A 12627-nucleotide genomic window follows, 5' to 3' on the forward strand; every position below is an offset into this window, starting at 1 on the left:
CCTGCATGGCCGTGGCGTTGCTGGGGATGAAGGAGACCGCGCCGGGCGAACGGCGCGTGGCACTGACGCCGGAAACGGCGCGCAAGCTCGGGGCCTTGGGCATCACCGTCTGGTACGAAGCCGGCGCCGGACTGGCCGCAGGCTTCCCCGATGCCGCCTACGACGATGCGGGCGCGCGCGCCTTCGACGCCGGTCGCTGGAACGAGATCGACATCCTGCTGTGCGTGCAGGCGCCACCGGCTGCGGTGCTGGCCCAGCTCAAGCCCGGTGCCAGTGTGGTCGGCCTGCTCACACCGGCCAGCGACCCGTCGCTGGCGGCGCTGGCCGGCGATGACCGCCTGCTGTTGTTCCCGCTGCAGCAGCTGCCGCGTACCACGCGTGCGCAGGCCATGGACGTGCTCAGTTCGCAGGCCGGCATGGCCGGCTACAAGGCCGCGCTGATCGCCGCCGAGCGTGCGCCGCGCTTCTTCCCGATGCTGACGACGGCGGCCGGTACCGTGCGCCCGGCCAAGGTGCTGGTGATCGGCGCCGGCGTGGCCGGCCTGCAGGCCATCGCCACCGTGCGCCGCCTGGGCGCGCAGGTGGAAGGCTTCGACGTGCGGCCTGAAACCCGCGAACAGATCCAGTCGCTGGGCGCGCGCTTCCTCGACCTGGGGGTCAGCGCGGCGGGCGAGGGCGGCTATGCGCGTGCATTGACCGACGAGGAGCGGGCCGAGCAGCAGCGCCGCCTGGCCGACCACCTGCGCAGCGTGGACGTGGTGATCTGCACCGCGGCGGTGCCGGGCCGGCCGGCGCCCACCATCGTCACCGCGGCAATGGTCGAGGGCATGGCGGTGGGCAGCGTGATCGTCGACCTGGCCGCCGAGAGCGGCGGCAACTGCGCCCTGACCCAGCCGGGCCAGTGCATCGAACACCAGGGCGTGACCATTGATGGCCCTTTGAATCTGGCCAGCCGCGGCGCCACCCAGGCCAGCGAGATGTACGCGCGCAACCTGCTCAACTTCGTCACCCTGTTCGTGCAGGATGGCCAGCTCGGGTTTGATTGGGAAGACGAACTGCTGGCGAAGACGCGCTGGCAGGCATGAAACGGTAGCGCCGGGCCATGCCCGGCGAGCGCAGCGGCCCGCGCAGGATCCGCCGGGCACGGCCCGGCGCTACCCCTTTACCGCGGCTTCGCCGGCGGCGGATTCTCGCGCACCCAGTCCTTGCGTTCTTCCGGCGTCATCTGCGACCAGCGCTCGCGCAGTGCATCGCGCTGGGCCGGGCTCAGCGTGCGCATCTGGCCGAACAGCGCGCGCGCCTGCTCGCGCTGTTCCGGGCTCATGTGCTCGAAACGGCGCAGGCCACGGCGGGCCTTGTCGCGTTCTTCCGGGCTCATCGACTGCCAGCGCTGGCCGTGCGACAGCATGCGCTGGCGTTGTCCGGCATCGGCGCCGTTCCAGCGGTCGCGCAGTGGCGCCAGCAGCGCCTCGCGCTGGGCCGGGCTCAACTGTTCCCAGTTGGGCAGCACGGGGCCCGGTGCAGCAGCAGGCGCAGTGGTCTGTGCCAGCAGCGGCGCAGCCGGCAGCAGGACCAGGGCGAACAGCAGGGGCAGGGTGGGGCGTCGCAGCATGGTTCTCACTCCATCGCCAGGTCGGTGTCGCCCAGCCACAGGTACATGTCGGGATTCTCGTCGTACAGCGCGCTGTTGTCTTCCACCGCCGCAAGCGTCGGTGCCGGGGCCGGGCCCGTGTGCGTGCCCGGGCCGGTGAACTGCACGCCGATGCCCAGCGCCATCACCAGCGAACACGCGCTGGCCAGCCACCAGCGCCAGCGGCCCCGGTGCGCCGCATGGGCGCCATGGCGGGCCTGGCGCAGCCGCGCCAGGGTGGCCGGCGACAGCGACTGCAGCGACTGCGCATGCAGGCTGCGCAGGGCGTCATCGGAAGGCAGGGAGCGGTTCACGGATGGTTCTCCAGGTAATCCTGCAGCGCCTGTCGGGCGCGTGCCAGATGGGTCTTTACCGCGCCTTCGCTGCAGCCCATGGCGCGGGCGGTGGTGGCCCCGTCCAGGTCCTGCAGCACGCGCAGGCTGAAGGCTTCGCGCTGGCGGGCGGGCAGCGTGCGCAGCGCCTGCACCAGTTGCTGGTACTGCTGGTGCTGTTCGTGTGCCTGCGCCGGGTCCGGGCCGGGGTCGGCCCAGTCGATGTCGGCGCCGTCGGCATCGTGGTTGTCGCGCCAGAACGGCAGGCGGAAGCGGCGCCGGCGCTGCAGGTCGATCACCCGCCGGCGCAGGATGCTCCAGAACAGCGGCGCCCATTCGGCGGCCGGCTTGTCGGCGTAGTCCAGCATGCGCAGCAGGGCGTCCTGCACCGCGTCCAGGGCATCCTCGCGCTGGCGCAGGCCGGCCTCGGCGAAACGGAAGGCGCGCGGGCCGACGCTGGCCAGGAACGCTTCCAGCGACACCGGCAGGGCATCGGCATCGGCGGTCTGGGGGAGGGGGCTGCTCACCAGCACAGGGTACGGTTCCTCGCTCGGGGTCACCATCGACAACGCGTGAGCACGGCTTTGGTTGACCGGGGGGCGCGCGGGGTTCAGCCCGTGGTTATGATGGGGCGACGAAGACAGAGCGGGAGGCGTTGCCGATGAGTGACGGGTTCGTGGCGCTGTACATCTTCATGCTGGCCGCAATCGCCGGTCACGTGATCATTTCGCGGGTGCCGGTCATCCTGCATACCCCGCTGATGTCGGGTTCCAACTTCATCCACGGCATCGTGCTGATCGGCGCCATGGTGGTGCTGGGCCACGCACAGACACCGCTGGAGAAGGCGCTGGGGTTCCTGGCCGTGGTGCTGGGTGCCGGCAACGCCGCCGGTGGCTACGTGGTCACCGCGCGCATGCTGGAAATGTTCAAGCCGAGCGCGCCCAAGGGCGGCAAGGACGAACCGAAGGAGCCGCAGGCTTGAACATCAGCACCGTCGAACTGCTCGATTGGCTGGTCAAGGCCAGCTACCTGGTGGCCGCCACCCTGTTCCTGCTCGGCCTGCAGCGCATGGCCTCGCCGCTGACCGCGCGCAGCGGCATCCGCTGGGCCGGGCTGGGCATGCTGCTGGCCACGGTGGCCACCTTCTTCCTGCCCGAACTGCACAACGTGCCGCTGATCCTGGTGGCGCTGCTGCTCGGCGCCGGCCTGGCCTGGTGGTCGGCCGGCAAGGTCGCCATCACCGACATGCCGCAGATGGTGGCCCTCTACAACGGCATGGGTGGTGGCTCGGCTGCGGCCATCGGTGCGGTGGAGCTGCTGCGTTATGCCTTCCTGGCCAACCGCGATACCAGCCACTGGAGTGCGCAGGCGCTGGCCGACCTGGCCGCGCGCCAGCCTTCGGCCACCGTGCTGCTGCTGGCGGTGGTCGGCGCGGCCATCGGTGCGGTGTCGCTGTCCGGCTCGGTCATCGCCTGGGCCAAGCTGGATGGGCGCCTGGACAAGCGCGTGACCTGGCCCGGCCAGCAGGCGCTGAACCTGCTGGTGGCGCTGGCCGTGGTGGTCCTGGCGATCATCGCCGCCAGCACGCTCAGCACCTGGTCCATCGTCGCCTTCTTCGTGCTGGCGCTGGCCCTGGGCGTGCTGATGACCCTGCCCATCGGCGGCGCCGACATGCCGGTGGTGATCTCGCTGTACAACGCGTTCACCGGCCTGGCGGTGTCCTTCGAAGGCTACGTGCTGGGCAACGAGGCACTGATCATCGCCGGCATGATGGTCGGCGCGGCCGGCATCCTGCTGACCCGGCTGATGGCCAAGGCGATGAACCGGCCGATCAGCAACGTGCTGTTCTCCAACTTCGGCGGCGGCGCCGGCGGTGAAGCGCAGGCGATCACCGGTTCGCAGAAGCCGATCGAAGCAGCCGACGTGGCGGCGATGATGGCCTTCGCCGAGCGCGTGGTGATCGTGCCGGGCTACGGCATGGCCGTCGCCCAGGCACAGCACAAGATCTGGGAACTGGCGCAGCGGCTGGGCCAGCGCGGGGTGAAGGTGAAGTTCGCCATCCACCCGGTGGCCGGGCGCATGCCCGGGCACATGAACGTGCTGCTGGCCGAAGCCGGCGTGCCCTACGACCTGATCGCCGACATGGACGACATCAACCCCGAGTTCGCCAACACCGACGTGGTGCTGGTGATCGGTGCCAATGATGTGGTCAATCCGGTGGCGCGCACCGATCCGGCAAGCCCGATCTACGGCATGCCGGTGCTGGACGTGGTCAATGCGCGCAACGTGGTGGTGATCAAGCGCGGCAAGGGCACCGGCTTTGCCGGCATCGAGAATGCGCTGTTCTACGCCGACAACACCCGCATGCTGTATGGCGATGGTGCCGAGGCCGCGGCCTCGCTGGTGAGCGAACTGAAGGCGCTCGACGGCGGGCATTGAGGGCAGGGGTCGGATCCCTTTCCGCAGGAAAGGGCTCTGACCCACGTTCGGGATCTGGGGTCAGAGCCCTTTCCTGCGGAAAGGGATCCGACCCCATGCACTGTGAATCAGCGCGCCAGCCAGGCGCCGACGACCACGCCCACCGCCAGCCAGATCCATTCCATGGCGCCGTTGGCCAGGCTGGTCAGGGTCCAGGCCAGGTGCGGGCCCATCCGCAACACGGCATCCATCGGGTTCAGCCCCATCGAGCCACCCATCCAGACGCTGGCGATGCACCAGTAGGCCACCGCGCTCACCAGCGCTGTGCCCAGCACCACCAGCGCGATGCGCAGCCGGCCCGGGCCCAGCGTGCCCAGGCGCAGCATGAACGTGAGTTCCAGGGCGGTCACCACCGCCATCCAGCCGACCTGGCGGCCGGTCATCAAGGCCACCAGCACCCAGACCATCGGGGCGACAACCAGGCCCAGCAGCAACATGAAGGGCCAAAGCCAGGTGACGGTCCTGGCACGCGCGGCATTGGAGGACATCGAAGCTCCCTGAAGGACACCCACAGGATACTGTGGTTTGCCGCAGTGCACCGGCGGGGGCAGGGCGGCTGGGCTAGAATGCCGTCTTGCGTGGCTTCGGCCGCGGCCCCATATCGGTCCCCATGTATTCCCGTAGCAGCGAACCTGTCCACTTCGAACGCGATTGCGAGGCCGTGATGGTCCCGCAGGGCGACACCGTGACCCTGCCCGCCGGCAGCTATGGCTATATCACCCAGGCACTGGGCGGCAGCTATTCGGTGTTCGTCGAAGGCAACCTGTTCCGTATCGCCGGCAAGGACGGCGACGCCATCGGCAAGGAGGCGCCGGCCCCGCTGGAGCTGCCCGCCGATGCCACCGATGAACAGGTGGAACAGCTGGTATGGCAGCAGCTGCGCACCTGCTTCGACCCGGAAATTCCGGTCAACATCGTCGAACTGGGCCTGGTCTACGAAGTCGAGATCAAGCACCTGGACGAAGGCCAGCGCGAGATCGACGTGAAGATGACCCTGACCGCACCCGGCTGCGGCATGGGCGACATCCTGGTCGACGACGTGCGCAGCAAGCTCGAGATGATCCCCACTGTGGCCCAGGCCGACGTCGACCTGGTGTTCGACCCGCCGTGGAACCAGCACATGATGTCCGAGGCCGCCCGGCTCGAAACCGGCATGCTTTGACCCACGGCCCGCTGTCCGGCGGGCCCGGCACTACCCGCAACCAGAACAGGAATCCTCCGGTGTCCCAGTCCATTCCCAGCTTCGCCGTCACCCGTTCGGACCACCCGCGCAGCGCTGAAGAGCGCGCCCAGATCCTGGAGAAGCCGGGCTTCGGCCTGCACTTCACCGATCACATGGTGGAAGTGCGCTGGGACAAGGACACCGGCTGGCACAACGCCAACGTGCGTGCCTACGGTCCGCTGCAGCTGGACCCGGCCGCCGCCGTCCTGCATTACGGCCAGGAAATCTTCGAAGGCATCAAGGCCTACCGCCACGCCGACGGTTCGATCTGGACCTTCCGCCCCGATGCCAACGGCCGCCGCCTGCAGCGTTCGGCGCAGCGCCTGGCGCTGCCGGAACTGCCGGTGGAGATCTTCGTCGAATCGCTGAAGCAGCTGATCGCGCTGGACAGCGCTTGGGTGCCGTCGGCCGACGAATCCAGCCTGTACTTCCGTCCGTTCATGATCGGCGACGAAGCCTTCCTCGGCGTGCGCGGCGCGCACAAGGCCGGCTACTACGTCATCGCCAGCCCGGCCGGCCCGTACTTCGCCAAGGGCGTCGCCCCGGTGTCGATCTGGCTGTCCACCGAATACGCACGTGCGGCCAAGGGCGGCACCGGCGCGGCCAAGTGCGGTGGCAACTACGCCGCCTCGCTGCTGCCGCAGCAGAAGGCACAGGCGCAGGGCTGCTCGCAGGTGCTGTTCCTCGATCCGGTCGAAGGCAAGTACCTGGAAGAACTGGGCGGCATGAACGTCTTCCTGGTCTACAAGGACGGCACCCTGGTCACCCCGGAACTGTCCGGCAGCATCCTCGAGGGCATCACCCGCGAGAGCATCCTGCAGCTGGCCCGCGACCGCGGCATGAAGGTCGAAGAGCGCAAGGTCACCATCGACGAGTGGAAGAACGGCGTGGCCTCCGGTGACATCGCCGAAGTGTTCGCCTGCGGTACCGCCGCGGTGGTCACCCCGATCGGCCAGCTCAAGGGCGAGGGCTTCTCGGTGGGCGACATCAACGCTCCGGCCGGCGAAGTGACCATGTCGCTGCGCAAGGAACTGACCGACATCCAGTACGGCCGCCAGCCGGACCGCCACAACTGGCTGGTCAAGCTGGGCTGATCCGCCCGCAACAGGTCTGTAGAGCCGAGCCCACGCTCGGCTGCCGTACCCGGAAAGCCCGTCCCCGCGACGGGCTTTCTGCGTTTCAGGAACCATCCCCGGCAGCCAGCCTGCCGATGTCGGCAAAGACATGGCGGGACAGCCAAAGTCCGGTTCATGTCCGTATAGGACGGGTGAAAGTTCCTTCACCTTCACAAACCCTACACCCATCACGTCTCAGATCAGACATTTCATGTTCCTGAAAAGACGCTGAAAATCTTGTGGAGTCCGTTTCGGGCCATTAGCGTCAACAGCACGGCGGGTCGCAGGGGAATCCGCTGACTGACCGGACTTCGAGCCATGCGTGCACACCTCCATCGCGCGCTCGGGCCGGTGCTTCTGCCGATTCCGGCATTCACACCACTAGAAAGGGAAATTCCGATGTCCCAGGTTTCGCAACTGCGTCTGCGCAGGTCGTGGGTGGTTCTCAGTGCGTCCGTCGTCACCTCCCTGCTGCTGGCCGCCCCGGCCTTCGCTGGCGATGTCCAGCTCAGCGGGTTGAAGTCCGCGCCGGTGCACCAGCAATTCATCGTCAAGTACAAGGACGGCAGCCAGCTGGTGGCCAACACCACTGCACTGGCCTCCTCGCTGAAGACGGCCGCTGCCGGCCTGCCCAGCGCCCAGGGGCGCGCCCTCGGCCTGCAGCAGATCCGCCGCCTGGCCACCGGTCCGAGCGTGGTGCGCTCCGACCGCGCGCTGGACCAGGCCGAATCCGAGCTGCTGATGCGCAAGCTCGCCGCCGACCCGAACGTCGAGTACGTGGAAGTCGACCAGATCATGCGTGCCACGCTGACCCCGAACGATGCCCGCCTGAGCGAGCAGTGGGGCTTCGGCACGTCCAACGCCTCGATCAACGTGCGCCCGGCCTGGGACAAGGCCACCGGCACCGGCGTGGTCGTGGCCGTCATCGATACCGGCATCACCAGCCACCCGGATCTGAACGCCAACATCCTGCCCGGCTACGACTTCATCAGCGATGCCGCGATGGCGCGCGATGGCGGCGGCCGCGACAACAACCCGAACGACGAGGGTGACTGGTACGCCGCCAACGAGTGCGGCGCCGGTTATCCGGCCTCCAGCTCCAGCTGGCACGGCACCCATGTGGCCGGCACCATCGCCGCGGTGACCAACAACAGCACCGGCGTGGCCGGTACCGCCTACAACGCCAAGGTCGTGCCGGTGCGCGTGCTCGGCAAGTGCGGCGGCTACACCTCGGACATCGTCGACGCCATCACCTGGGCCTCCGGTGGCACGGTCAGCGGCGTGCCGGCCAACGCCAACCCGGCGGAGGTCATCAACATGTCGCTGGGTGGCGGCGGCAGCTGCTCGACCACCTACCAGAACGCCATCAACGGCGCAGTCGGCCGTGGCACCACCGTGGTGGTGGCCGCCGGCAACGAGTCGGCCAACGTCTCCACCTCGGTGCCGGCCAACTGCGCCAACGTCGTGGCTGTCGCTGCGACCACCTCGACCGGCGCCAAGGCCAGCTTCTCCAACTACGGCACCGGCATCGACATCTCCGCACCGGGCGCGAACATCCTCTCCACCCTCAACACCGGCACCACGGTGCCGGCCAGCGCAACCTACGCCTCCTACAACGGCACCTCGATGGCGGCGCCGCACGTGGCCGGCGTGGTCGCGCTGATGCAGTCGGTGGCACCCTCGCCGCTGAGCCCGGCGCAGGTGGAGAGCATCATCAAGAGCACCGCACGTCCCTTGCCGGGCGCCTGCTCGGGCGGCTGCGGCGCAGGCATCATCGATGCCGATGCAGCGGTCACCGCGGCCATCAACGGTACCGGCGGCGGCAACCCGAACCCGGGTGGCACCGTGCTGCAGAACAACGTGCCGGTGACCGGCCTGGGGGCCTCCAGCGGTGCTTCGCTCAGCTACACGGTGCAGGTGCCGGCCGGCCGCTCGCAGCTGCGCGTGGCGATCAGCGGCGGCAGCGGTGATGCCGACCTGTACGTGCGCCAGGGCAGCGCCCCGACCGACACGACCTACACCTGCCGCCCGTACCTGAGCGGCAACAATGAAACCTGCACCATCAACAGCCCCGCCGCCGGCACCTGGCATGTCCGGGTGAAGGGTTACAGCACCTTCTCGGGCGTCAGCCTCAACGCCCAGTACTGAGCCCAAGTCCCTCTCCAAGGGCACGCCCCGGCTTCGGCCGGGGTGTTTTTCTGGGGCCGAACCCACGCTCGGCTGTCAGGGAGCTGCCGAGCATGGGCTCGGCACTAGAGGTTCGTCAGACCGACTCGAACCGGTTGGCCGCCACGTTCTTGCGCACATGCTGCGGATCGAAGATGCGGCCGTTCATCGCGATGTACACGCCGGTCGGCAGCGACTGCACCGCACCGATCGCACAGCCGATGTTGAACTCCGCATCCGAGCCACGGAAGCGTGCCGGGCTCAGCGCGCCGGTCATCACGATGGTCTTGTCCGGGATCGTCGCCAGCACCTGGCCGGTCTGCACCATCGAATCAGTGCCATGGGTGACCAGCACGTGCCGGGTCGCCTGCGCGGCGATGGTCGCGCGGATCAGCTCGCGGTCATCGTCGTTGATGTGCAGCGAATCCTTGCGCAGGATCGGAATCACGTTGAAGCGGAAGGTCACCCCGAGCTCCCGCAGGATCATGCCGATCTGCGGATCACCGATCTGGTAGTCCGACTTGTCGTCGAAGTAGATCTTGTCGATCGTGCCACCGGTGGTGACGACCAGGAGCTCTTCCATCATGTGCATGCGCGAAACCAGGACAGGTACAGCGGCGCGGGGCCGGGAACACAGATGATAAGGCCCGGCGGCCGCAGCGTCAGCGTCGCTTGCTGAAGCGGGCGCGCAACCCCGGCAGGCTGGCGGCGAAGATGACCAGCAAAGCCAGGGCCGTCTCGATCAGCGCCAGCCAGCGGGTCTCCGGGTGGCTCCATGCACTCATCACGCCATGGCTGAACCAGCCCAGGGCCAGCACCGAGGCCCAGAAGCCGGCCTTGCGCCAGCCCAGGCGCAGGGCGATGGCCAGTGCCAGGGGCGGTGCGGTGAACACCAGCTGGGTGGCCAGCCAGTGCTTGTCATTGATGAACCAGCCCACGTACAGCGCCGCCAGGCCCAGCAGGGCCAGCAGCAGGACCGTGCGCGGCGCGGTATTCATCGGGCCAGCCGCTGTGCGATGTCGGCCACCCGGCGGCCCAGCGCGCGGGCCAGGACGGCCTCGTCGTCGGTCGGCTGCGGGTCGTCTGCTGCACCGGCCACATGGCTGGCGCCGTAAGGCGTACCGCCACTGGTGGTATGGCTCAGCGCCGGTTCGGTGAAGGGAATGCCGACGATCAGGCAGCCGTGGTGCAGCAGCGGCACCTGCATCGACAGCAGGGTCGATTCCTGGCCGCCGTGCATCGAGGCGGTGGAGGTGAACACACCGGCAGGCTTGCCGGCCAGGGTGCCGTTGACCCACTCCGCGCCCAGGCCATCGAGGAAATGCTTGACCGGTGCGGCCATGTTGCCGAAGCGCGTCGGGCTGCCGAGCAGCACGCCCTGGCAGTCGGCCAGGTCCTGCACGCTCACGTAGGGCGCGCCGTCATCGGGTACCGGCGGCTGCGCGGTCTGGGTCACTGCGGCCACCGGCGGCACCGTGCGCAGGCGCGCGGTCATGCCCGGCACTTCGCCGATGCCCCGCGCGATCTGGCGCGCCAGCCGTGCCACCGAACCGCCCCGGCTGTAGTAAAGCACCAGAATCTCGCCCATCGCGTGCAGGTCTCCTCATCGTGTGGATGCCAGTATGGCTATCCTGCATCGATTCCGCATCGGGTACCCTTTCGCCGATGGAACCTCTGGATACGCTCAACCTGTGGATGGAGCGCGCGCGGGATCGCGCACGGGCCGCCAGCTTCGGTCGCTTCCTCTGGCGCCGCTTCCTCGACGACCGCCTGTTCCAGGCGGCCGCGGCGCTGGCCTACACCACCGTGTTCGCGCTGGTGCCGCTGGCGATCGTGGTCTTCGGGGTGCTGTCGGCATTCCCGGTGTTCGACCGCTGGAGCGACCAGCTCAGCGACTACGTGTTCTCCAACTTCGTGCCCAGCGCCGCGCGCGCGGCGGAGGGCTACCTGCGGCAGTTCTCGGCCAGTGCCGGCCAGCTCACCGCCGCCGGCTTCATCGCCCTGGTGGTTTCGCTGCTGATCACCCTCAACAGCGTCGAGGAAACCTTCAACCAGATCTGGCGGGTGGGCAGCACGCGGCCCAAGCTGACCCGCTTCCTGGTCTACTGGACCGTGCTGACCCTGGGCGCCATGCTCGCGGCCGCTTCGCTGGCAGTGTCGGCGCGGGTGTTCGCGATGCCGCTGTTCGGCACCCAGGAAGGGCGCTGGCTGGCCGACCTGTCGCTGCGGCTGGCGCCGGTGCTGATCGAGTTCGTCTGCATCATGCTGATGTTCCGCGTGGTACCGCACCACACGGTGAAGTGGCGGCATGCGATTCCCGGCGCGGTGCTGGCGGCGGTATTGCTTGAGCTGATCAAGTGGGGCATCGGTGCCTACCTGGGCAGCTTCCAGTCCTACCAGAAGCTCTACGGCACGGTTGCCTTCGTGCCGATCCTGCTGCTGTGGATCTACCTGTGCTGGGTGGCGGTGCTGCTGGGGGCTTCGCTGGCCTCGTCGATGGCCGCCTTCCGCTACCAGCCGGTGGAGCTGCGCCTGCCGCAGGGCTTCGAGTTCTACGGCCTGCTGCGCCTGCTCGGGCGCTTCCACCATGCGCGCGGCAAGGGCCGCGGCCTGGCCGACGATGAGATCCTGCGGCTGGAGCCGATGCTGACCGATTCGCTGTTGCAGGACCTGGCCTGCAACCTGCAGGACATCGGCCTGCTGCGCCGCGACGAGCGTGGCGAGTGGCTGCTGGCGCGCGACCTGGACCAGGTCAGCCTGGCCGACCTCTACGAATGCACCCAGTTGCGCATCCCGGTGTCCGAGCAGCACCTGCCGTACCGCGATGACAGCCTGGGCCAGGCCGCGCTGGCCGCCCTGGACGAACTTCGCCTGCCGCTGCGCGAGCGCCTCAAGCGCCGTGTCAGCGACATCTACCCTGATTCCGGAGACACACCATGATCCGCACGCCCTTGTTGAAGGCCCTGCCGCTTGCCCTGCTGCTGGCCCTGGCCGCCTGCAAGCCCGCGCAGGAACCGACCCCGGCCAGCAGCACGCCGCCGGCCCAGGCACCGGCGCCCGCGCCCCCGGCAGCTGCGGAAGGTACCGACGAGAACCCGGCCGAGCGCACCACGGCCGAGTTCCCGGCGTTGAAGATGAAGGCCATCGACGGCAGCGAGTACGACCTGGCCGCGCACCGCGGCAAATGGGTGGTGGTGAATTTCTGGGCGACCTGGTGTGCACCGTGCCGCAAGGAGATGCCGGAGCTGTCGGCGTTGCACGCGATGCGCAGCAACGTCGAGGTGGTGGGCCTGGCCTACGAGGACATCGAGACGCCGGAGATGCAGGCGTTCCTGGCCAAGCATCCGGTGACCTATCCGATCGTGGTGGTAGACCCGTTCGACCCGCCGGCCGACTTCGCGATCCCGCGCGGCCTGCCGCTGACCCACCTGATCGACCCGAAGGGCAAGGTCGCGCACACGTTCCTGGGGCCGGTGACCGCTGCTGACATCGAACAGCAGATCGCTGCTGCGAAGTAGGTTTTTTTTATGCAGGGCTTGCAGCCCTGCACCTGCAGAATCAACGTCAACGTCAAAGGCCTGCATTCCGTGGGATGGCGGGGTGGGTCCGGTTGAGGGGGACGCCGTAAACCCATCCATGGGGGCTTGGTCGCGGCATCCATGCCGCTCACACCCCCTCAACCGG

Annotated in this window: 15 protein-coding genes; 8 read left to right on the forward strand and 7 right to left on the reverse strand. The window is 68.5% G+C overall.

The genetic code is table 11. The annotated features are described in order from the left end of the window. Positions 1-5: 5 nt before the first annotated feature. Positions 6-1085, forward strand: coding sequence for an NAD(P) transhydrogenase subunit alpha (locus IAE41_RS15110; protein ID WP_200733666.1), 1080 nt, complete (start codon positions 6-8; stop codon positions 1083-1085). A gap of 77 nt (positions 1086-1162) precedes the next feature. On the opposite strand, the gene IAE41_RS15115 is transcribed toward IAE41_RS15110, so the two are convergent. The 3 genes from IAE41_RS15115 to IAE41_RS15125 are packed head-to-tail and all read right to left on the reverse strand — an operon-like array spanning position 1163 to position 2525. Then, complete coding sequence (locus tag IAE41_RS15115; RefSeq protein ID WP_108758842.1) at positions 1163-1612, reverse strand: DUF3106 domain-containing protein; 450 nt, start codon at positions 1610-1612, stop codon at positions 1163-1165. Between the two features lie 5 nt (positions 1613-1617). Further along, a complete protein-coding gene (locus IAE41_RS15120; protein WP_108758843.1) occupies positions 1618-1944 on the reverse strand; it encodes a hypothetical protein in 327 nt (108 codons plus the stop codon). Next, a complete protein-coding gene (locus tag IAE41_RS15125) occupies positions 1941-2525 on the reverse strand; it encodes an RNA polymerase sigma factor (protein ID WP_200733667.1) in 585 nt (194 codons plus the stop codon). Before IAE41_RS15125 ends, IAE41_RS15120 begins: the two co-directional genes overlap by 4 nt. Before the next feature lie 98 nt (positions 2526-2623). Between IAE41_RS15125 and IAE41_RS15130 the strand changes: the two genes are divergently transcribed. Both IAE41_RS15130 and IAE41_RS15135 read left to right on the forward strand, forming a co-directional pair. Beyond that, positions 2624-2944, forward strand: coding sequence for an NAD(P) transhydrogenase subunit alpha (locus IAE41_RS15130; protein WP_005408173.1), 321 nt, complete (start codon positions 2624-2626; stop codon positions 2942-2944). Next, the gene (locus IAE41_RS15135; protein WP_079220721.1) at positions 2941-4401 is read left to right on the forward strand and encodes an NAD(P)(+) transhydrogenase (Re/Si-specific) subunit beta; all 1461 of its coding nucleotides are present in this window, start codon (positions 2941-2943) and stop codon (positions 4399-4401) included. The genes IAE41_RS15130 and IAE41_RS15135 overlap by 4 nt, the downstream gene beginning before the upstream one ends. Positions 4402-4508: 107 nt before the next feature. On the opposite strand, the gene IAE41_RS15140 is transcribed toward IAE41_RS15135, so the two are convergent. Continuing rightward, the gene (locus IAE41_RS15140; RefSeq protein WP_200733668.1) at positions 4509-4928 is read right to left on the reverse strand and encodes a hypothetical protein; all 420 of its coding nucleotides are present in this window, start codon (positions 4926-4928) and stop codon (positions 4509-4511) included. Between the two features lie 122 nt (positions 4929-5050). Here IAE41_RS15140 and sufT point away from each other — a divergent pair, with 122 nt between their 5' ends. The 3 genes from sufT to IAE41_RS15155 all read left to right on the forward strand — a co-directional run bounded on the left by sufT (position 5051) and on the right by IAE41_RS15155 (position 8925). Beyond that, positions 5051-5602 carry a putative Fe-S cluster assembly protein SufT gene (gene sufT / locus IAE41_RS15145; RefSeq protein WP_079220723.1) on the forward strand — a complete coding sequence of 184 codons (552 nt, stop codon included), beginning with the start codon at positions 5051-5053 and terminating at the stop codon, positions 5600-5602. A 59-nt stretch (positions 5603-5661) separates the two neighbouring features. Next, positions 5662-6756: a branched-chain amino acid aminotransferase gene (locus tag IAE41_RS15150; protein ID WP_079220724.1), complete on the forward strand. Its 1095-nt coding sequence runs from the start codon at positions 5662-5664 to the stop codon at positions 6754-6756. Positions 6757-7176: 420 nt separating this feature from the next. After that, positions 7177-8925 carry a S8 family peptidase gene (locus tag IAE41_RS15155; protein ID WP_200733669.1) on the forward strand — a complete coding sequence of 583 codons (1749 nt, stop codon included), beginning with the start codon at positions 7177-7179 and terminating at the stop codon, positions 8923-8925. 115 nt (positions 8926-9040) lie between these two features. Here the strand turns inward: IAE41_RS15155 and IAE41_RS15160 are convergent, their stop codons facing one another. From IAE41_RS15160 to wrbA, 3 genes are all read right to left on the reverse strand, one after another. Then, a complete protein-coding gene (locus IAE41_RS15160; protein WP_079220726.1) occupies positions 9041-9526 on the reverse strand; it encodes an asparaginase domain-containing protein in 486 nt (161 codons plus the stop codon). A 79-nt stretch (positions 9527-9605) separates the two neighbouring features. Further along, positions 9606-9941: a DUF2069 domain-containing protein gene (locus IAE41_RS15165; RefSeq protein ID WP_079220727.1), complete on the reverse strand. Its 336-nt coding sequence runs from the start codon at positions 9939-9941 to the stop codon at positions 9606-9608. Then, positions 9938-10531: an NAD(P)H:quinone oxidoreductase gene (gene wrbA / locus IAE41_RS15170; RefSeq protein ID WP_079220728.1), complete on the reverse strand. Its 594-nt coding sequence runs from the start codon at positions 10529-10531 to the stop codon at positions 9938-9940. The genes IAE41_RS15165 and wrbA overlap by 4 nt, the downstream gene beginning before the upstream one ends. A gap of 77 nt (positions 10532-10608) precedes the next feature. On the opposite strand from wrbA, the gene IAE41_RS15175 reads away from it, so the two are divergent. Together IAE41_RS15175 and IAE41_RS15180 are read left to right on the forward strand one after the other, a co-directional pair. Beyond that, positions 10609-11883, forward strand: a complete 1275-nt coding sequence (locus tag IAE41_RS15175) for a YihY family inner membrane protein (protein WP_200733670.1) — start codon at positions 10609-10611, stop codon at positions 11881-11883. Continuing rightward, entirely contained in the window at positions 11880-12461 is a 582-nt protein-coding gene (locus IAE41_RS15180) for a TlpA disulfide reductase family protein (protein WP_200733671.1), read from the forward strand. Before IAE41_RS15175 ends, IAE41_RS15180 begins: the two co-directional genes overlap by 4 nt. The last annotated feature ends 166 nt before the right edge of the window (positions 12462-12627 follow it).

Origin of the sequence: Stenotrophomonas sp. S39, assembly GCF_016624665.1 — a bacterium.
Taxonomy (GTDB): domain Bacteria; phylum Pseudomonadota; class Gammaproteobacteria; order Xanthomonadales; family Xanthomonadaceae; genus Stenotrophomonas.